Origin of the sequence: Mycobacterium sp. BK086 (genome assembly GCA_004362315.1) — a bacterium.
Classification (GTDB): domain Bacteria; phylum Actinomycetota; class Actinomycetes; order Mycobacteriales; family Mycobacteriaceae; genus Mycobacterium.
In genome coordinates this window covers 17,971-36,941 of sequence record SNWL01000007.1, presented here as the reverse complement: position 1 = coordinate 36,941, position 18,971 = coordinate 17,971, and the positions used below count along the sequence as shown (strand labels likewise).

At 65.5% G+C, this 18,971-nt stretch carries 19 protein-coding genes; 7 read left to right on the top strand and 12 right to left on the bottom strand.

Going from position 1 to position 18,971, the window contains the following annotated elements; all coding sequences use genetic code 11:
• The first annotated feature begins 13 nt into the window (after positions 1–13).
• On the top strand, positions 14–529 hold the full coding sequence (locus EV580_RS23795) for an RNA polymerase sigma factor (protein ID WP_133694230.1): 516 nt from the start codon (positions 14–16) through the stop codon (positions 527–529).
• A complete protein-coding gene (locus EV580_RS23790) occupies positions 526–1,803 on the top strand; it encodes a VOC family protein (protein WP_133694228.1) in 1,278 nt (425 codons plus the stop codon). Before EV580_RS23795 ends, EV580_RS23790 begins: the two co-directional genes overlap by 4 nt.
• Here the strand turns inward: EV580_RS23790 and EV580_RS23785 are convergent.
• Both EV580_RS23785 and EV580_RS23780 read right to left on the bottom strand, forming a co-directional pair.
• Entirely contained in the window at positions 1,800–2,981 is a 1,182-nt protein-coding gene (locus tag EV580_RS23785; protein ID WP_133694227.1) for an NAD(P)/FAD-dependent oxidoreductase, read from the bottom strand. The genes EV580_RS23790 and EV580_RS23785 overlap by 4 nt on opposite strands.
• A gap of 62 nt (positions 2,982–3,043) precedes the next feature.
• The gene (locus tag EV580_RS23780; protein ID WP_133694225.1) at positions 3,044–3,490 is read right to left on the bottom strand and encodes an Rv2324 family transcriptional regulator; all 447 of its coding nucleotides are present in this window, start codon (positions 3,488–3,490) and stop codon (positions 3,044–3,046) included.
• A 121-nt stretch (positions 3,491–3,611) separates the two neighbouring features.
• Between EV580_RS23780 and ddaH the strand changes: the two genes are divergently transcribed.
• From ddaH to EV580_RS23760, 4 genes are read left to right on the top strand one after another with little or no spacing between them, the layout of a single operon-like run.
• Positions 3,612–4,457 carry a dimethylargininase gene (ddaH, locus tag EV580_RS23775; RefSeq protein WP_166654866.1) on the top strand — a complete coding sequence of 282 codons (846 nt, stop codon included), beginning with the start codon at positions 3,612–3,614 and terminating at the stop codon, positions 4,455–4,457.
• Positions 4,454–5,686: an ornithine--oxo-acid transaminase gene (gene rocD, locus EV580_RS23770; RefSeq protein WP_133694223.1), complete on the top strand. Its 1,233-nt coding sequence runs from the start codon at positions 4,454–4,456 to the stop codon at positions 5,684–5,686. Before ddaH ends, rocD begins: the two co-directional genes overlap by 4 nt.
• 33 nt (positions 5,687–5,719) lie before the next feature.
• Complete coding sequence (locus tag EV580_RS23765; protein WP_133694221.1) at positions 5,720–7,252, top strand: amino acid permease; 1,533 nt, start codon at positions 5,720–5,722, stop codon at positions 7,250–7,252.
• Entirely contained in the window at positions 7,249–8,130 is an 882-nt protein-coding gene (locus EV580_RS23760) for a universal stress protein (protein WP_133694220.1), read from the top strand. The genes EV580_RS23765 and EV580_RS23760 overlap by 4 nt, the downstream gene beginning before the upstream one ends.
• A 10-nt stretch (positions 8,131–8,140) precedes the next feature.
• On the opposite strand, the gene EV580_RS23755 is transcribed toward EV580_RS23760, so the two are convergent.
• The 10 genes from EV580_RS23755 to EV580_RS23710 form a co-directional block, all read right to left on the bottom strand.
• On the bottom strand, positions 8,141–8,995 hold the full coding sequence (locus EV580_RS23755; protein ID WP_133694218.1) for a mycofactocin-coupled SDR family oxidoreductase: 855 nt from the start codon (positions 8,993–8,995) through the stop codon (positions 8,141–8,143).
• A 78-nt stretch (positions 8,996–9,073) separates the two neighbouring features.
• Positions 9,074–10,321 carry an arginine deiminase gene (locus tag EV580_RS23750; RefSeq protein ID WP_133694216.1) on the bottom strand — a complete coding sequence of 416 codons (1,248 nt, stop codon included), beginning with the start codon at positions 10,319–10,321 and terminating at the stop codon, positions 9,074–9,076.
• A gap of 15 nt (positions 10,322–10,336) precedes the next feature.
• Positions 10,337–11,782, bottom strand: a complete 1,446-nt coding sequence (locus EV580_RS23745) for a basic amino acid/polyamine antiporter (RefSeq protein ID WP_133694215.1) — start codon at positions 11,780–11,782, stop codon at positions 10,337–10,339.
• A 69-nt stretch (positions 11,783–11,851) separates the two neighbouring features.
• Positions 11,852–12,697: an SHOCT domain-containing protein gene (locus tag EV580_RS23740; protein ID WP_133694213.1), complete on the bottom strand. Its 846-nt coding sequence runs from the start codon at positions 12,695–12,697 to the stop codon at positions 11,852–11,854.
• A 106-nt stretch (positions 12,698–12,803) separates the two neighbouring features.
• Positions 12,804–13,103 (bottom strand): hypothetical protein, encoded by a 300-nt coding sequence (locus tag EV580_RS23735; RefSeq protein WP_133694211.1) that lies wholly within the window; start codon positions 13,101–13,103, stop codon positions 12,804–12,806.
• A gap of 93 nt (positions 13,104–13,196) precedes the next feature.
• The gene (gene tuf / locus EV580_RS23730; RefSeq protein ID WP_133694210.1) at positions 13,197–14,387 is read right to left on the bottom strand and encodes an elongation factor Tu; all 1,191 of its coding nucleotides are present in this window, start codon (positions 14,385–14,387) and stop codon (positions 13,197–13,199) included.
• Positions 14,388–14,474: 87 nt separating this feature from the next.
• Entirely contained in the window at positions 14,475–16,577 is a 2,103-nt protein-coding gene (gene fusA, locus EV580_RS23725; RefSeq protein ID WP_133694208.1) for an elongation factor G, read from the bottom strand.
• Positions 16,578–16,661: 84 nt separating this feature from the next.
• Entirely contained in the window at positions 16,662–17,132 is a 471-nt protein-coding gene (gene rpsG / locus EV580_RS23720) for a 30S ribosomal protein S7 (RefSeq protein ID WP_018601866.1), read from the bottom strand.
• Positions 17,132–17,506 (bottom strand): 30S ribosomal protein S12, encoded by a 375-nt coding sequence (rpsL, locus tag EV580_RS23715; RefSeq protein WP_036343468.1) that lies wholly within the window; start codon positions 17,504–17,506, stop codon positions 17,132–17,134. Before rpsL ends, rpsG begins: the two co-directional genes overlap by 1 nt.
• A 321-nt stretch (positions 17,507–17,827) precedes the next feature.
• Complete coding sequence (locus tag EV580_RS23710; RefSeq protein ID WP_133694206.1) at positions 17,828–18,469, bottom strand: TetR/AcrR family transcriptional regulator; 642 nt, start codon at positions 18,467–18,469, stop codon at positions 17,828–17,830.
• Between the two features lie 92 nt (positions 18,470–18,561).
• Here EV580_RS23710 and EV580_RS23705 point away from each other — a divergent pair, with 92 nt between their 5' ends.
• Positions 18,562–18,954 (top strand): DUF3060 domain-containing protein, encoded by a 393-nt coding sequence (locus EV580_RS23705; protein ID WP_133694204.1) that lies wholly within the window; start codon positions 18,562–18,564, stop codon positions 18,952–18,954.
• Positions 18,955–18,971: the final 17 nt, after the last annotated feature.

Here is an 18,971-nt window from a genome sequence, read left to right as displayed (position 1 = left end):
CGACGATAGGGGTGTGAGCGCGCAACCGGACTCCCCCGACGCCCCGCGTCGGCTGCTGGAGCTCTACGACGACGCGCTCCCGCTGGTCTATGGGTATTTCGTCCGCCGCTGCGGGGACAAGGCCACCGCCGAGGACCTCACGTCGGAAACCTTCCTGGCCGCGATGGACGCCGCGCGCCGGCCGCACCCGCCGCCGATGGAAATGCCTTGGATGCTCGGCGTCGCCCGCCATAAGCTCGCCGATCACTACCGGCGCCGGGAGCACCGGCCGACGGTCGTGGTCGCCGATGTGCCCGAGGCGGAGCCCGCTGACGACTGGGACGCCGAGCTCGATCGCATCGTGGCCGAGACTGTCCTGGCGCAGTTACCGGAGGCGCACCGCACGGTGCTGGCCCTGCGCTACATGGACGACTGTTCGGTGCCCGAGTGCGCGGAGTTGATCGGGCGCACGGTGCACGCCACCGAGGCTCTGTTGGTCCGCGCGCGGCGTGCGTTCAGAAAGCTCTACCCGGAAGGAGGACTCTCATGACCGATCCGTTTCGCATCCTGACGGCCGAAGACCTTCCGGTACAGCCAGATCCAGCATTCGCCGCACGGCTGCGGGCCCGGCTGGAGTCTGCGCTGTCGCTACCGCCTGGAACAGAAGGAGTCGCCATGAGTGGAGTCACCGCGGCCATCGAGGAGCTCGCCGGTCCGGCCACACCGGAGGTCGCGGCACCGCCGCGCCCTGCCGCGTTGCCCTATCTCGCCGTTGCCGACGCGCGCGCGGCGATCGCCTGGTACATCGAGGTGTTCGGTGCGTCGCTGGTCGGCCGGCCCTATGAGATGGACGACGGCCGCATCGGCCATGCCGAACTCCACATCGGTGATGGAACGCTCTATCTGGCCGACGAATACCCCGAGATCGGCCTGAAAGCGCCGACACCACAGGCTGTTTCGGTGAGTTTGATGCTGCCGGTGGCCGACACAGACGACACCTTGCAGCGGGCGCGCGATCATGGCGCCACCGTGCAGCGCGAGCCCTACGAGGACCACGGCTCGCGAAGCGCCGCGATCGTGGACCCGTTCGGTCACCGATGGATGCTCACGGGGCCGGTCACCGGCGCAGCGGTGCCCATTCGGCACGGCGATGTCGGTTATGTCTCGGTGTGGACGCCGGACGCCGACCGTGCGGCCGCCTTCTACGGCCACGTGCTGGGCTGGACGTACGATCCCGCGACCCATCAGGTCACGAACACCACGCAACACATCGGGCTGTACAGCGTCGACGCGCCCCCCACGTTGTTCTGCTGCTACGCGGTGGACAACCTCGCTGGCGCACGGCAATCCATCGTGGACGGCGGCGGAACCGTCGACGACATCGAGCACTTCGACTTCGGCACCCTCAGCGGCGCGACCGACTCGCAGGGCGCGTCGTTCGGCGTCTTCGCCCCGAGCCCTGGCGAACCCCGGCCCGAGCTCAACGGCTCAGGGCCGGGCGAGCTTTCGTACATCACCTACGAAGTGCCCGACTCGAACGCGTTCCGGTCGTTCTACAGTCGCGTGCTGTTCTGGACCTTCGAGCCCGGCCGTATCGAGGACGGCTGGCAGGTGAATGACACCCACCCGATGGCAGGTGTCGCGGGCGGCAGTGCGCGTCCGGTGACCCTTCCGATGTGGACCGTGGCCGACATCGATGCCGCGGTGACCCGGGTGCGCGAGGCAGGCGGGACCGTACTGGCGGAACCCGACCGACAGCCCTACGGCATCTCCGCCGAATGCACCGACGACCAGGGTGCGCGGTTCTACCTGGGCCAGTTCTAGGGCAGTACGTCAGCGATCGGCGCGCCCGCGGCGATCTTGCCGCGGGTCTTCATGACCTTGCCCGGCATACCGCCGCCGACCACTCCGGCCACCACGCCGTCGCGCTCGTAGAACGCCAGGAACTTGCGGCCGTCGTCCTCGACGATGTGCACGGTGTCGGTGGCTTCCGGCTCACCCAGGCACTGGATCTTGACGTCGTACTGGTCGCTCCAGAAGTACGGAACGACGATCACCGACGGGGCGTCCTGCCCCAGCATCGACGGCACGATCACGCGGGCCTGCTCGGCGACATTGCTCCAATGCTCAACGCGGGCTTGATGTCCCGTGGCGTCGCGCCACGACGCACAGTCGCCCAGCGCCCACACGTTGGGAGCATTCGTGCGCCCCGCCTCGTCGCACACGACACCGTTGTCGACAGCCACCCCGCTGCCCTCCAGCCAATCGGTGGCCGGGCGCGATCCGATGCCGACCACCACGAGGTCGGCCGCCACCTCGCTGCCGTCGGACAGCACGACGGCGCTCACATGGCCGTTCTCGCCACGCACCTCGGCCACGCCGATGCCGGTGCGGACGTCCACGCCTTCGGCGCGATGCAGCCGGCTCACCAGATTTCCGACCTGCTCACCCAGCACCGAGGCCAGCGGCGCCGGCTGCGGCTCCACCAGAACCACGTCGACGCCGAGCTTGCGTAGACTTGCCGCGACCTCGCAGCCGATGAACCCGGCGCCGATGATCACGGCCTGACGAGCCTTCGCCGCATGGGTACGCAGCGCCAGCGCCTCATCGAACGTCCTCAGCACCCGGATGCCCTCCAGGTCGGGGAACGACGGAATGCGCTTGGGCACCAATCCCGTCGCGATCACCAGCTCGTCGTAGCCCAGTACCGCGCCGTCGGCCAGGGTAACCGTCTGAGCGGCGGTGTCCAGCGAGGTGACCGCACTGCCCAACCGCATGGTGATGTCGTTCTCGGCGTAGAACTCGGCCGGCTTGAGCGTGACGTCGTCGAGGTCGGCATGCAGCACGTCCTTGGACAGCGGCGGGCGGTCATAGGGCAGATGCGCCTCGTCGCTGACGATCGTGACCGGCCCGGTGTACTCCGACTTACGCAACTGTTCGGCAGCCCTCGTGGCAGCCAGTCCGCCGCCGACGATGACAATCCCGTTTTCGCTCGTTCCCACGTGGTGTTCTTACACGATCCCCGCCGGGACGTGCATGCCAGCCTGCTTCTACCAACCGGCTGTTAGGCGGGTGAACGGTCGATCAGGTTGGACAGCACCACGATGCTCTCGCTGCGTTCGATATCGGCGCTGGACCGGATCCGCTCGAGGGCGGCCTCCAGATGGCGCATGTCGCGGGCCAGCACGTGCAGGATGGCATCCGCGGTGCCGGTGACGGTGGCCGCGCTGATGATCTCGGGGATGTCAATCCAGGCCGCGCGCAACCGATCCGGCGCGATCGTGCCGTGGCAGTACACCTGAACATAGGCCTCGGTGTTCCAGCCCAGTGCGCTGCGATCGATGACCGTGGTGAAGCCGCGGATGACGCCGGTGTCGAGCATTCGGTCGACCCGGCGCTTGACCGCGGGCGCCGACAGATTCACCCGCGCGCCGATCTCGGCGAACGTGGCGCGCGCATGTTCGGTGAGCTCAGCGAGGATCCGCTCGTCGGTGTCGTCCAGCCGGTCCATCAGGAACTCTCCCTCGTACACAATAAATCAACACAATGTTGGCCCACACGCAATAGATCGATCATAGACACGCAATGTCTATCGATTGATTGCGTACAGGCGCCCTTCTATCGTTACTTTCATGACGATATCCCCAGATGTCGCCGCCGAGTCAACGAGGACACCGCGCAGCCAGCGACTTCGCCACTACGCCATGACCCCGCCGACGTTTTTTGCCGTCGAGTACGCCATCAACCCGTGGATGGACACCAGCACTCCCGTCGATGTCGAGCGCGCCCTCGCCCAATGGGAGAACCTGCGCGACACCTACCGCCGGCTCGGCCACACCGTCGATCTTGTCGAGCCCGTCCCCGGCCTGCCGGACATGGTCTACGCCGCCAACGCCGGGCTGATCATCAACGGCACCGCGATCGTCGCCCGCTTCAAGCACACCGAGCGGCACGGCGAATCGGTTGCCTACGCCGCCTGGATGGACGAACGCGGGCATGACCCCGTCGCCACCCGCCATATCAATGAAGGCCAGGGCGATCTTCTTGTCGTCGGATCAACGATCCTGGCGGGCACCGGTTTTCGCACTCAATCGCAAGCACACGACGAGGTGGCGGCCATCACCGGAATGCCGGTGGTCTCCCTGGAACTCGTCGATCCGCGCTTCTACCATCTCGATACCGCACTGACGGTCCTCGACGACACCACGATCGCCTACTACCCGCCCGCCTTCACCGCCGCCGCTCGCGGCCGGATTCGCGACCTCTTCCCGGACGCCATCGAAGTGGCGAGCACCGACGCCTACGTCTTGGGCCTCAACGCGGTATCCGACGGAAAGCATGTCGTGCACCCCGCTCAGGCCACCGGATTCGCCAAACAGCTCTACCTCGCGGGCTTCCACCCCATCGGCGTCGACCTCTCCGAACTGCTCAAGGGCGGCGGTTCGGTGAAATGCTGCACGCTCGAGGTGTTTTCATGACCATGGCCGAGATCATGAGGGAAGCGACCGAGAAGGCCATCGCACTCGACAACACCTACGCCGCACACAATTATTCGCCGCTTCCGGTGGTGGCCGCCAGCGCCCGTGGTGCCTGGATCACCGACGTGGAGGGACGTCGCTACCTGGACTGCCTGGCCGCGTACTCGGCGGTCAACTTCGGCCACCACAACGACGAGATCGTCGCCGCCGCCCACCGTCAACTCGACGCCGTGACCCTGGTGAGCCGGGCGTTTCATTCCGATCAGCTCGGCCCGTTCTGCGCGTCGCTTGCCGAGTTGTGCGGCAAAGACATGGTGCTGCCGATGAACAGCGGCGCCGAGGCGGTGGAAAGCGGCCTCAAAGTCGCCCGCAAGTGGGGCACCGACGTCAAGGGCGTCCCCCACGACATGGCCAACATCATTGTGGCCGACAACAACTTTCACGGTCGCACGATCAGCATCGTCAGCTTCTCCTCCGACGCCACCGCCCGCGGCGGATTCGGGCCCTTCACACCGGGTTTCCGCTCCGTACCCTTCGGTGACGCCTCCGCCGTCGCGGCGGCCATGGACGACAACACGGTCGCCGTCCTCATCGAGCCGATCCAGGGCGAGGCCGGGATCATCGTCCCGCACGACGATTACCTGCCCGGGCTGCGCGAATTGTGCACCCAGCGCAACGTGCTGCTGATCGCCGACGAGATCCAGTCCGGGCTGGCCCGCACCGGCCACACCTTCGCCTGCGACCACTGGGGCGTGGTCCCCGACATCTATCTGCTGGGCAAGGCTTTGGGCGGGGGTGTCGTTCCGCTGTCGGCGGTCGTCGCCAACCGCGACGTCCTCGGGGTGTTGCACCCGGGCGAGCACGGTTCGACGTTCGGTGGCAACCCGCTGGCCGCAGCCATCGGCACCACCGTCATCGACATTCTGCGACGCGGCGAATTCCAGTCCCGCTCAGCCGAACTCGGCCTGCATCTGCATGCGCGGCTGCGGTCGCTGATCGGCCGCGGCGTGCTCGCGGTGCGCGGGATGGGTCTGTGGGCCGGCGTCGACATCGACACCCGCCTCGGCACCGGCAAACAGCTCAGCATGGCGCTGGCCGAACGCGGCGTGCTGGTCAAGGACACCCACGGCTCGACGCTGCGATTCGCTCCACCGCTGGTGATCACCGCCGAGGAGATCGACTGGGCGATTGAGCAGTTCGCAAGCGTGCTGGCCGAAGCAGGCTCATAATCGGCTAATCTCGCGCGACCCCGGGAGGCGCACATGACGGCACCGTCGATAAATCTCACCGAACAGATGTTGCGGAGGCGGCCCGTCCTCGGAGCCCCCGTCGCACACGGCGCCTCGGATCATCTGAAGCGGACCATCGGCACGTTCCAGCTGACGATGTTCGGCGTCGGAGCCACCGTGGGCACCGGTATCTTCTTCGTACTCTCCCAGGCGGTTCCGGAGGCGGGCCCCGGCGTCGTCGTCTCGTTCATCATCGCCGGTATCGCGGCGGGCCTGGCGGCGATCTGTTATGCCGAGCTCGCTTCGGCCGTGCCGGTTTCCGGCTCCACCTATTCCTATGCCTACACCACCCTCGGCGAGGTCGTGGCGATGGGCGTGGCCGCCTGCCTCCTGCTCGAATACGGGGTGTCCACCGCCGCAGTGGCGGTCGGCTGGAGTCAATACGTCAACAAGCTGCTCGACAATTTCTTCGGACACCATCTCCCACAGGCGATTTCGGCGGCACCGTGGGACAGCACACCCGGGATCGTCAACCTTCCCGCTGTCGTCCTGGTGGTGATGTGCGCACTGCTGCTGATCCGCGGGGCCAGCGAGTCCGCCAAGGTCAACACGATCATGGTGCTGATCAAACTCGGTGTGCTGGTGATGTTCGCGGCAATCGCGTTCACCGCCTTCGATACCGATCGCTTCGCCGATTTCGCACCGCTGGGCGCCGCCGGAATCGGCTCGGCCGCAGGCACGATCTTCTTCTCCTACATCGGCCTGGACGCCGTCTCCACTGCGGGAGATGAAGTGAAGAACCCGCAGAAAACCATGCCGCGCGCCATTCTCGCCGCGCTGATCACCGTCACTGCCGTCTACATTCTGGTCACCGTCGCAGCCCTGGGCGCCCAGAGCTGGACCGATTTCGAGGGCCAGGAGGCCGGGCTGGCCACCATCCTCGACAACGTCACCGGCGCCCAGTACTGGGGCACGGTGTTGGCGGCAGGCGCGGTCATCTCGATCTTCTCGGTGACTCTGGTGACGCTGTACGGCCAGACTCGCATCCTGTTCGCGATGGGCCGCGACGGCCTGCTGCCGCCGATGTTCGCCAAGGTCAATCCCCGCAGTATGACGCCGGTCAACAACACCATCATCGTGGCGATCGTGATCGCCATCCTCGCCGGTGTCGTCCCCCTCGACTACCTGGCCGACATGGTCTCGATCGGCACCCTGGTCGCGTTCATCGTGGTCTCGGTCGGCGTGATCATCCTGCGAGTCCGAGAGCCCGATCTGCCGCGCGGGTTCAAGGTGCCCGGCTACCCGGTGACGCCGGTACTGTCGGTGCTCGCCTGCGGCTACATCCTGTACAGCCTGCACTGGTACACCTGGATCGCCTTCTCCTCCTGGGTGGCCGTCGTCCTGGTGTTCTACTTCTTGTGGGGCCGCCACCACAGCGCGCTCAATGCCGGTGGCTCCGATGGCTACATCCCCACCGCCGTACCCGGCGATGACGACGTCATGTTCGACGAGAATCCGAAGGATCACCACTTCGTCACCAAGCACCAGCACGAGGACGAACCATGACCGTCGCCGTCGGCTACCTCGCGGGCAAGGGCGGTCAGTCGCCGCTGTACCTGGCCGTTGAAGCGGCCAAGACGCTGAAGACCTCGCTGGCGGTGGTGACGGTCGTACCGCGACCATGGATGACGCCATCGCTGGGCCGGATCGACGCCGAATTCGCCGAGTATGCAGAGCAATTGGCGATGAAGTCGGCAGCGCAGGCACGAGCGTGCATCGATACGATCGCCAAGGGGCTCGATGTCACATACCGGAAGGTCGCACACCGGTCGGCATCGGGCGGGCTCTTGGAAGCGGTGGCTGAACTTGAACCCGAAGTACTGATCCTGGGCTCTGCTGCCGACGGCAAGCTCGGCCAGGTGGTGATCGGTTCGACGGGAGACCGACTGCTGCATTCGGCGCCGGTGCCGATGGCGATCAGTCCACGCGGCTACCGCGGCTCGAAATCCGGTGGGCTGACCCGGATCACCGCCGCGTACTCGGGAACGCCGGACAACCTGCATGTGGTGGAGCGCGTCGCGGCGCTCGACGAGCGGTTGGGCGTGCCGATGCGGGTGATCACCTTTGCGGTACGCGGTCGCACGATGTATCCGCCCGAAGTCGGCCTGAGTATCGAAGACTCCATCCTCGAACAGTTGGCGGGCCATGCCCGAGAAGCGCTGGCGCAATTGAAGACCGACGGTGTGGTGGGCGATGACGTCGATCTGCAGGTCGCCACCGGCAACGGCTGGGACGAGGCGCTGGACGCCGCGGACTGGCAGGATGGTGACCTGCTGGCGATCGGCACGTCACCATCCGGTGGGATCGCCCGGGTGTTCCTGGGGTCGCGCGGCTCGAAGATCATGCGGCACAGCCCCGTTCCGGTGCTGGTGCTACCCGGCTAGTCGGCTGGGATTAGTACTTCATCACCCCGCGGTCGACGTTGATCTGCGAGCCGGACAGCGTGGCCGAGTTGTCGCCGGCCAGCCAGACCACGACGTCGGCGACCTCGTCGACGTTCATGAAGTCCGACAGCTTGCCGGTGGCACTCTGGCCGGTCGGCAGATAAGGCATCGGCGAGAAGCCGTGCAGGAAGCTCGGATGCGCCGCGAAAACACCCATCATGGCGTCGTTTTCGGTCATCGGCGTCGCCACCGAGTACGGGTGGATGGAGTTGACCCGGATGCCGTACTCGCCGACCTCGAGCGCAAGGGAATTCGTCAGCGCGGTCAGACCGTGCTTGGACGCGGCGTAGTGACCGTTGCCCGGGGTGGCCTTCAGGCCGGCCGAGGAGCTCACCACGATGATCGAGCCGCCGTTGCCCGCCTCGATGATCGCCGGAACCACGGCACGCAACGTGCGCCAGGTGCCGGTGAGGTTGGTGTCGATGACGGTGTTCCACTGCTCGTCGGTCAGCTCCCACAGCCGGCCCCAGGACAACACGCCTGCGTTGGCGACCAGGATGTCGAGCCGTCCGAACTGTTCGACACCGTCGGCCACCAACTGGCGCACCGCGGCGTCGTCGCGGACGTCGACCTGGCGAGCCAGCACCTTGCGGCCCTCGGCCTCCACCAGCCGCACCGTTTCACTCAGGTCCTCCGGCGTGGTGCCGGGGTAGGGAATCGTGTCACTGACCGGCGCGCAGATGTCGGAGATGATGACGTCGGCGCCCTCGCGGGCCAGCCGTACGGCGTGGGCACGACCCTGGCCGCGGGCGGCCCCGGTCACGAATGCCACTCGTCCTTCGAGCGTCCCCGACGATGTTGTCATCAATGGTCCTTTCGATCAGCTCCCGCCAGGCTAGCAAGCCAACTGGAACGTGTTCTAGGAACCACTACCGTCGGTAATTCAGTAGTCGACAGGGTCACGGATGATCGGGCACGTCATGCAATGACCGCCGCCGCGGCCGCGCCCCAGTTCGGCGCCGACGATTGTGATGACCTCGACGCCGGCCTTGCGCAGCAATGAATTGGTGTGGGTGTTGCGGTCGTAGGCGAACACCACTCCGGGCTCGACGGCTACCAGGTTGTTGCCGCTGTCCCACTGCTGACGCTCGGAGTCGTACGCGGTGCCGCCGGTCTCGACCACGCGCAGCGCGCCGAGGCCCAGGGCTGCCGCGACAACCTCCACGAACGGTTTGGTCTCCTCGATGACGTCGAGACCGGGCGCGGAATCGCTGGGCATGAGCGTGAAAGTCTGGATATTGTCCACGATTTCGGGGTAGATCGTCACCACGTCGCGATCGGCGAACGTGAACACGGTGTCGAGGTGCATAGCTGCGCGCAGCTTCGGCATCCCGGCCACGATCACCTTCTCCACCGCGCCGTCGGCGAACAAGGTGGCCGCCACCTGGGTGATGGCCTGGCGCGACGTACGCTCGCTCATGCCGATCAGCGCCACCCCGTTGCCCGGCACCATCACGTCGCCGCCCTCGATAGTGGCCATCCCCCAGGACTTCTCGGGATCCCCCCACCACACCGTCGAGCCGACGAAGTCGGGGTGGAATTCGTAGATCGCCTTCATCAGCAGCGTCTCGTCGTGGCGGGCTGGCCAGAACAGCGGGTTGAGTGTGACGCCGGAGTAGATCCAGCAGGTGGTGTCGCGGGTGTAGAGCGTGTTGGGTAGCGGCGGCATCAGATATTCGGTGATGCCTGCGTGTTCGCGGGCCAGTGCGCGGTAGCCCTTGCCGAGCTCGGCGGGCAGGTCGCGGGTGGACAGGCCGCCGATCAAGAACTCGGTCAACCGCGGGGTCGCGAGCCCGTCGAGAAATGAACGGGTCTCGTCGACAAGCCCCAGCCCCACTTCGTTGGCCACGATCTTGCGGTCGAGCAGCCAGGTCCGCGCCCGCGGAATGTCCATGGTCTCGGTGAGCAGATCGTGCAGTTCGACCACCGCGACACCCCGGTCGCGCATCTTGTCGATGAAGTCGAAGTGATCGCGGCGCGCATTCTGAACCCACAGCACGTCATCGAAGAGCAGGTCGTCACAGTTGGTCGGGGTCAGCCGTTCGTGTGCCAGACCCGGTGAGCACACCAGAACCTTGTGCAGCTTCCCGACTTCGGAATGCACGCCGTACGAGGCGGATGGCGACGTCATCGACAGTTCCCTTCGTTAGAGCTGGATCGCGCCGGTGGCCAGCGAGACCACCCCCGCGACGGCACCGACAACGATGATGGCGAACAGGACCGCCTCCGCCGGACGGAACACCCGAAGACCGCGCTCCCGCCGCGCGATCACGTAGAGGATGGCGCCGGGGGCATACAGGATGCAGGACAACATCAAGTGCGACGTCCCGGCCGCATACACCAGGAAGAGCGTGTAGATCGTGGCCAACACCGCGACCGCCATATCGCCACGCCGCCCACCGCCGTCGCCGTACGTTTCGCGGGTGATCGTCAGCTTTAGCGCATAGGCGGCGGCCAACAGGTACGGGATCAGTGACAACGCGGCCGTCAGGTCGAGCATGAAATTCAGTGCGTCCGAAGTAAACAGCAGCAGGATGAGCAGCAGCTGAACCAGGCCGCCGGCCAGGATCAGCGCCGCCACCGGAGCGCCGTGGGAGTTGGTGCGCGCCAGGAAACGCGGCATGTCGTCGGATTTGGCCGGTAGGTAGAGGATTTCCGCGGCCATCAACGTCCACGCCAGATAGGCACCCAGCACCGAGACGATCACCCCGACCCGGATGAACACCGAACCCCAATGCCCGACAATGCTTTCCAGCACCGACGCCATCGACGGCTGATATACCTGGGCCAGTTCCTGCTGCGGGAGCACGCCGTAGGACACCAAGGTGACCAACATGAAGACGCTGAGCACGCTGAGGAAACCGATGACGGTGGCCCGGCCGACATCCTCGCGCTTGCGGGCGAAGCGCGAATACACGCTGGCGCCTTCGATTCCCAGGAACACGAACACGGTGATCAGCATCGTGCCCTTGGCTTGCTCGAACACCGAGCGCAGCGAATAGTTGCCGTCACCGCCCCAGAAGTTGTCCGCGAACACCCCGCCCTTGAAGGCGATGATCGCGATGACGATGAACACCAGGATCGGAACGACCTTCGCGACGGTGGCGATCCGGTTGATGATCGCCGCCTCCTTCACCCCGCGCAGGATCAGGAAGCAGAACAGCCAGACCCCGATCGAGGCCACGACGACCGACAACACGGTGTCGCCGGTCCCCAACCCGGGGAACAGTGCTGCCGTCGTCGCCATGATCAGCACCCAGTACGAGGTGTTGCCCGCACAGGCCGAAGCCCAGAATCCGAAAGCCGAGTTGAAGCCGACATAGTCGCCGAAGCCGGCCTTGGCGTAGGCGAAGATGCCCGCGTCCAATTCCGGCTTACGGGTGGCCAGTCGTTGGAAGACAAAGGCCAGCATCAACATTCCGGTGCCCGCGATGGCCCAGGCGATGAGCGCGCCGAGCACGCCGGTCTCGGCGCCGAAACGCCGAGGGAGCAGGAACACCCCCGAGCCGATCATGGACCCGACCACCATGGCGGTCAGGGTGGGCAGGCTGACCTTTCCGTCGGCCTGCGGCGGCGCCTCGGTGGAGGCCATCGGCAGCTCCTTCGCTGATCCCGCCAGCTCTCCGCCATGCTAACCGGGGAGACGGGCGAAAACAGCCGCTTAGAGCTCGGAGATGATCTGCTGCCGCTTCGCGGTGTAGTCGGCCTCGGTGATCGAACCGGTCGCACGCAACGTCTCGAGTTCCTGCAAACGCTGTGCCGTCGACACTTCCGGCATCGGCGGGGGTACGTAGGCCGGCGGCGCGGCCGCGGGCGCCGCAGGGGCGGCGGCCGCGGGTTGTCCGGCGGCGGCCCTGCGGACGACGGCCATGACCTGTTGGCGCACAGCAGGATTAGACCGAATGTCGATGGTGCCGTTCATCGGAACACCGTTGGCCCGCAGGATCTGCATGATCTCCATCAGCGGACCGGCCTGGCCCCGTAGGTCATAGGTCTTGTTGTCCTCGGCCAGGGTGAACTGCGCGGGCACCACACCGGCGATCAAAGCGCTGGCGTTCCAATCGATTTCGTACTTCTGCGTACCGGGCTCGACGAGGGCGACCAGCTTGTGTGCGTTCAGGATCTGCATCCGGGTCGGGCTCGACGCCATGGTCTCCTGGGTGTCGAAGCCCTGATATCCGGGCACCTCGAAGTGCAAGTTGACCTTGATCATCTGCTGATCGTTGACAAACCAGGAGGTGTCCGAGATCCCGGTGATCTGGGCCAGCACCAGCACCCCGCGCTGGTTCAATTCCTCATGGCGGGCCGCCGATTTCACCCCCGCATTGGTCAGCCACAGCGCGGCCAGCACATCGGCCGCGGTGATGAGCAGACCGACCCAGAACATCCACCCGATATACGGCCGCGCGAACGGACCGAGGGCGAAGTACACGATCAGGAAGATCGGACCGACCAGGCCGCCGAACAGCAACACCGTCAGTTGCGCTTTGATATACCGCCCCAACATTTGCCATGTCCCTTCTCGGCCAGCAATGTTCGGACTCAGACTAGCCCCACGGCATCAACTTCGGACCACTTGCCGAACCCTGGGAAAGCGCTGCCGGCAGCGCAGTTCAGGGTGCCTGCAGCACGCGGTCAAAGGCCGGCAACTGCGGCGTCAGGTGCGCGACGAACGCGTCGAGATAGTTTCGCGGCGTCGGATCCCCGGCTACCGCCGTCGGTGTCGCTGTCATTGTGGCGGCCGGTGGAACTCGGACTGCTGGGGACAGACGCGGGGCGGTGACGCTGGCCGCGCTGACCATCAGCACCGAGACGACGAGTCCGGCCAGAACAACGACCAGTCCCGCGCCGCCGATCAGAATCGACGGCGGATATGCCCGTGGCTGGAAGCCTTGATCGTCGCTGTCGTCCATGTGCCTACCCCGCGCTGAGTGGGGCGAAGCGTAGCACCAAACGAAAGCGGCGCTCACCGGAAAGGTGAGCGCCGCTTCGCAGCAGAACTTAGATCACTTGATGATCTTGGTGACCCGGCCGGCGCCGACGGTACGGCCACCTTCACGGATCGCGAAACGCAGACCCTCGTCCATGGCCACAGGCTGAATCAGCTTGACGGAGATGTCGGTGTTGTCACCGGGCATCACCATCTCGGTGCCCTCGGGGAGGGTCACGACGCCGGTCACGTCCGTGGTGCGGAAGTAGAACTGCGGACGGTAGTTGTTGAAGAACGGCGTGTGGCGACCGCCCTCGTCCTTGGACAGGATGTAGACGCTGCCCTCGAACTCGGTGTGCGGCGTGGTGGTGCCGGGCTTCACGACGACCTGGCCGCGCTCGACGTCCTCACGCTTGACGCCACGAACCAGCAGACCGACGTTGTCACCGGCCTGGCCCTGGTCGAGCAGCTTGCGGAACATCTCCACACCGGTGACCGTGGTCTTGGTGGTGGTGGGGCGGATGCCGACGATCTCGACTTCCTCGTTCACGTTGATGATGCCGCGCTCGACACGACCGGTGACCACGGTGCCGCGGCCGGTGATCGTGAAGACGTCCTCGACGGGCATCAGGAACGGCTTGTCGGTCTCGCGGACCGGGTCCGGGATCGACTCGTCGACGGCGTCCATCAGGTCCTCGACGGACTTGACCCAGGTCGGGTCACCCTCGAGCGCCTTCAGAGCGGACACCTTGATGACCGGGGCTTCCTCGTCGAACTCCTGGGCGGCCAGCAGTTCGCGGACCTCCATCTCGACGAGCTCGAGGAGCTCCTCGTCGTCGACCATGTCGGCCTTGTTCAGCGCCACCAGGATGTAGGGGACGCCGACCTGGCGAGCCAGCAGCACGTGCTCGCGGGTCTGCGGCATCGGACCGTCGGTGGCGGCGACCACCAAGATCGCGCCGTCCATCTGGGCGGCACCGGTGATCATGTTCTTGATGTAGTCAGCGTGGCCGGGAGCGTCGACGTGCGCGTAGTGACGCTTCTCGGTCTGGTACTCCACGTGGGAGATGTTGATGGTGATACCGCGCTGACGCTCCTCGGGCGCATTGTCGATCTGGTCGAATGCGCGCGACTCGTTCAGCGTCGGGTACTTGTCGTGCAGAACCTTGGTGATTGCTGCAGTCAGCGTGGTCTTGCCGTGGTCAACGTGACCGATGGTCCCGATGTTGACGTGCGGCTTCGTCCGCTCGAACTTCGCCTTCGCCACTTCTGTGTCCTCCTGGACTTGTTGTTGCTTTGGTTAAGCAGTTTTGATGTTTTCAGTTGTGTGGTCCGCCAAGCCGGCAGGCCAGGATTACTGGCCCGTCGCCTTCGCGATGATCTCCTTCGACACGTTCGCCGGAACTTCGGCGTACGAGTCGAACACCATGGAGTAGTTAGCCCGGCCCTGCGTCTTCGACCGGAGGTCGCCGACGTAGCCGAACATCTCCGACAGCGGAACCTGCGCCTTGACGACGCGCGCACCGCTGCGCTCCTCCATGGCCTGGATCTGACCACGGCGGGAGTTCAGGTCGCCGATCACGTCACCCATGTAGTCCTCGGGTGTGGTGACCTCGACGGCCATGATCGGTTCCAGGATGACGGGCTGCGCCATCGCGGCAGCCTTCTTCAGCACCTGAGAGCCGGCGATCTTGAAGGCCATTTCCGACGAGTCGACGTCGTGGTACGCACCGTCGAGCAGCACGACCTTCAGGTTCACCAGCGGGTAGCCGGCGAGCACGCCGTACTGCATGGCGTCCTGCGCACCGGCATCCACCGACGGGATGTACTCACGCGGGATGCGGCCACCGGTGACCTTGTTCTCGAACTCGTAGGTCGCACCGTCCTCGCCGACGAACGGCTCGAGGTTGATGAGGACCTTCGCGAACTGGCCCGAACCACCGGTCTGCTTCTTGTGCGTGAACTCGACGTTGGTGGCCGCGCGCTTGATGGTCTCCTTGTAGGCGACCTGCGGCTTGCCGACGTTGGCCTCGACCTTGAACTCGCGGCGCATCCGGTCCACCAGGATGTCCAGGTGCAGCTCGCCCATACCGCCGATGACGGTCTGGCCGGTCTCCTGATCCAGGTGCACCTTGAAGGTCGGATCCTCTTCGGCGAGCTTCTGGATGGAGAGGCTCAGCTTCTCCTGGTCACTCTTCGTCTTGGGCTCGATGGCGACCTCGATAACCGGATCGGGGAACGTCATCGACTCGAGCACGATCTGGTTGTTCGGGTCGCTCAAGGTGTCACCGGTGGTGGTGTCCTTGAGGCCGATCACCGCGTAGATGTGGCCCGCGGACGCCGACTCGACCGGGTTCTCCTTGTTGGAGTGCATCTGGAACAGCTTGCCCAGCCGCTCCTTCTTGCCCTTGGTCGAGTTGATGACCTGTGCACCGGAGTCGACCTTGCCCGAGTACACCCGGACGTAGGTCAGCTTGCCGAAGAACGGGTGCGTGGCGACCTTGAACGCCAGCCCGGCGAACGGCTCGTCGGCCGACGGCTTGCGCGAGATGATCTCGTCTTCCTTGCCCGGGACGTGGCCTTCGGCGGCCGCGACGTCCAGCGGGGTCGGGAGGTAGTCGATGACCGCGTCGAGCATGGGCTGCACGCCCTTGTTCTTGAACGCGGACCCACACAACACCGGGTAGCCGGCGCTGGTGACCGTCAGCTTGCGCAGACCGGCCTTGATCTCCTCGACGGTCAGCTCTTCGCCGCCCAGATACTTCTCCATGAGGTCGTCATCGGTCTCGGCGATGGCCTCGATCATCGCGGTGCGATACTCCTCGGCCTTCTCCTGCAGATCGGCCGGGATGTCGACGACGTCGTACTTCTCGCCCAGCTTCGTCTCGCCGCGCCAGACCTTGGCCTTCATCTCGACCAGGTCGACGACGCCCTCGAAGTCACCTTCGGAGCCGATCGGCAGCTGGATCGGGACGACATTCGCGCCGAGGCGGTCCTTCATCGTCTGCACCGAGAAGTAGAAGTCGGCGCCCAGCTTGTCCATCTTGTTGACGAAGCAGATGCGCGGGACGTCGTACTTGTCCGCCTGACGCCAAACCTGCTCGGACTGCGGCTCGACACCTTCCTTGCCGTCGAAGACGGCAACGGCACCGTCGAGCACGCGCAGCGAGCGCTCCACCTCGACGGTGAAGTCGACGTGGCCCGGGGTGTCGATGATGTTGATCTGGTTGTCGTTCCAGAAGCAGGTGGTCGCGGCCGAGGTGATCGTGATACCCCGCTCCTGCTCCTGCTCCATCCAGTCCATCGTGGCGGCACCGTCGTGCACCTCACCGATCTTGTACGAGATACCGGTGTAGAAGAGGATGCGCTCGGTCGTCGTCGTCTTGCCGGCATCGATGTGCGCCATGATGCCGATGTTGCGGACCTTGTTCAGGTCAGTCAGCACGTCCTGTGCCACGGCTAGATTCCCACTCTTTCGCTTCTTAGTTCGGTGTATTAATCGGCGCCCGCAGCAAGCGTCTTCGCATGCCGCCGGCGGCGATCACCAGCGGTAGTGCGCGAAGGCCCGGTTCGCCTCGGCCATCTTGTGGGTGTCTTCACGTCGCTTGACGGCGGCACCCAGGCCATTGCTGGCGTCGAGGATCTCGTTGGCCAGGCGTTCGACCATGGTCTTCTCCCGGCGCGCCTTGGAGAAGCTGACCAGCCAGCGCAGGGCCAGCGTGGTGGAGCGATCGGGGCGCACCTCGACGGGAACCTGGTAGGTGGCGCCACCGACACGACGGCTGCGCACCTCGAGGGCGGGCTTGACGTTGTCGAGAGCGCGCTTCAGGGTGACGACCGGATCGGTGCCGGTCTTGTCGCGAGCCTGTTCCAGCGCACCGTAAACAATGCGTTCGGCCAGCGATTTCTTCCCGTCCAGCAGCACTTTGTTGACCAGCTGGGTGACCAGCTGCGACCCGTAAACCGGATCGTTGACCAGAGGACGCTTGGGAGCGGGACCCTTGCGCGGCATCAGCTCTTCTCCTTCTTCGCGCCGTAGCGGCTGCGGGCCTGCTTGCGGTTCTTGACGCCCTGGGTGTCCAGCGAGCCGCGGATGATCTTGTAGCGAACGCCGGGGAGGTCCTTCACACGACCGCCGCGCACCAGCACCATGGAGTGCTCCTGCAGGTTGTGGCCTTCGCCGGGGATGTAGGCGGTGACCTCGACGCCGGTCGTCAGCTTCACGCGCGCCACCTTGCGAAGTGCCGAGTTCGGCTTCTTCGGAGTGGTCGTGTACACGCGGGTGCACACGCCGCGGCGCTGCGGGCTGCCCTTGAGGGCCGCGGTCTTGACCTTCGCGACCTTGTCGGTGCGGCCCTTGCGGACCAGCTGCTGAATGGTTGGCATTACCGGCTTTCTTCTCTCGTTCGTCTTTCGGCGGTTCTCAAGTCTCTGTACTGCTGTTTTAGCCCCGCCGCGTACCCCGCTGCCGGGCGTGTCGCACACACTGCGCACCAGGTAAATCCGATGCATACTGGACATGCGAATTGGCCCGGCGTGCGCGCACGCGTTCCCGCTTGCGCCCCTATCGGCCAGGCACGAGCTTCCACGATACCAGGCGCGGCACGCCCCTCCAAACTCAGCGGATGGCGCCTTCCCGCAGGTCAACGCGTGAATGTCGGCATCGGTTCCCGACAGCCCGGTTCTCAGGTGCCCGAGTAGACGCACTCAGCCTTGCGTTGCGTTGCTGCGCCGCGCCATCCCCGCGGCCAGCCGCAGCACCATGTCGGAGAACACGGCGTCGGTGTCGATCGTGTCCATCACGCCGGTCATCTCCAGCAGTACGAACCCGTGCAGCGCCGCCCAGAACTCCAGCGACGCATAAAACGCGTCGTCGGCGTCCAGGCCGTAGGACAGCAGTACCTCGATCACCGGGGCTGCCGCCGCATGCGATGCCGCGGTGAACTCCGGGTCGTCGCCGCCCAGCGGCATCCGGGTGAACGCCGAATACCGGCCCGGATGGTGGTGGGCGTAGCTGCGGTAAGCGCTGGCCATCGCCATCACGGCGTCGTCGCGGGTGCGACCCTGCCCGACCGCCGACAGCATCTGCAGGATGTCGTCGATGACGTGCATCCGAACGGTGCGACGCAGGTCTTCAAGGCTGTGTACGTGGTTGTAGAGCGACGGGCCCTTGGTGCCCAACTGGGTGGCCAGGGCGTTGATGGTCAGTCCGTCCCAGCCCTCGCGGTCCAGGAAGGTCAGCGCCGCATTGACGATGACGTCGCGGCTGAGTTTGGCGGACCTCGCCGAAGGCCGGTTGCCGGGGCGCGGCCGACCGCCCGCCGAGTCCGGTTCCGGCGAAATTGTCATCAGAAGGCCCTTCAATGGTGATCGACGAAGAACTCTAGTTGACCGACCGGCGGCGACGTAGGCTCCAACTCGGGTTGGGGCGAAAGAGAGGCATGTCGGTGAGCTGGGGACACCGCGGCTGCGCACTCGTCACCACCTGCGTGGCCGCTCTGACGGCGGGGATCACCGGTTCGGTCGCATCACCGGTCGCGCACGCGAAGAACGGCGACACCCACATCATCGGCGTCGGCATAGTGCAGACGATCGACTGCAACGGCTCGACGCTGTTCATCAACGGGGCCGAGAACCAGATCACCGCGGTCGGGTCATGCTGGGCGGTGACGACCCAGGGGTCGTCCAACACGGTGATCGCCGATAACGTCGTCAACGACATCACGGTCTACGGCTGGGATCAGACGGTTCTGTACAAGAGCGGTGAGCCCTTCGTCCTCGATCGTGGTCGCGAATTAGGAATGACGAACCGGATCGACCGCGTTCCGGCGTAAGAACCCGAAGGACGTAT

Bases quoted from the DNA above. Each gene is read 5' to 3' on its own strand.
- EV580_RS23790 (WP_133694228.1), top strand. From the start codon at position 526: ATGACCGATCCGTTTCGCATCCTGACGGCCGAAGACCTTCCGGTACAG.
- EV580_RS23780 (WP_133694225.1), bottom strand. From the start codon at position 3,490: ATGGACCGGCTGGACGACACCGACGAGCGGATCCTCGCTGAGCTCACC.
- ddaH (WP_166654866.1), top strand. From the start codon at position 3,612: ATGACGATATCCCCAGATGTCGCCGCCGAGTCAACGAGGACACCGCGC.
- rocD (WP_133694223.1), top strand. From the start codon at position 4,454: ATGACCATGGCCGAGATCATGAGGGAAGCGACCGAGAAGGCCATCGCA.
- EV580_RS23765 (WP_133694221.1), top strand. From the start codon at position 5,720: ATGACGGCACCGTCGATAAATCTCACCGAACAGATGTTGCGGAGGCGG.
- EV580_RS23760 (WP_133694220.1), top strand. From the start codon at position 7,249: ATGACCGTCGCCGTCGGCTACCTCGCGGGCAAGGGCGGTCAGTCGCCG.
- EV580_RS23755 (WP_133694218.1), bottom strand. From the start codon at position 8,995: ATGACAACATCGTCGGGGACGCTCGAAGGACGAGTGGCATTCGTGACC.
- EV580_RS23750 (WP_133694216.1), bottom strand. From the start codon at position 10,321: ATGACGTCGCCATCCGCCTCGTACGGCGTGCATTCCGAAGTCGGGAAG.
- EV580_RS23745 (WP_133694215.1), bottom strand. From the start codon at position 11,782: ATGGCCTCCACCGAGGCGCCGCCGCAGGCCGACGGAAAGGTCAGCCTG.
- EV580_RS23740 (WP_133694213.1), bottom strand. From the start codon at position 12,697: ATGTTGGGGCGGTATATCAAAGCGCAACTGACGGTGTTGCTGTTCGGC.
- EV580_RS23735 (WP_133694211.1), bottom strand. From the start codon at position 13,103: ATGGACGACAGCGACGATCAAGGCTTCCAGCCACGGGCATATCCGCCG.
- rpsG (WP_018601866.1), bottom strand. From the start codon at position 17,132: ATGCCGCGCAAGGGTCCCGCTCCCAAGCGTCCTCTGGTCAACGATCCG.
- rpsL (WP_036343468.1), bottom strand. From the start codon at position 17,506: ATGCCAACCATTCAGCAGCTGGTCCGCAAGGGCCGCACCGACAAGGTC.
- EV580_RS23710 (WP_133694206.1), bottom strand. From the start codon at position 18,469: ATGACAATTTCGCCGGAACCGGACTCGGCGGGCGGTCGGCCGCGCCCC.
- EV580_RS23705 (WP_133694204.1), top strand. From the start codon at position 18,562: ATGTCGGTGAGCTGGGGACACCGCGGCTGCGCACTCGTCACCACCTGC.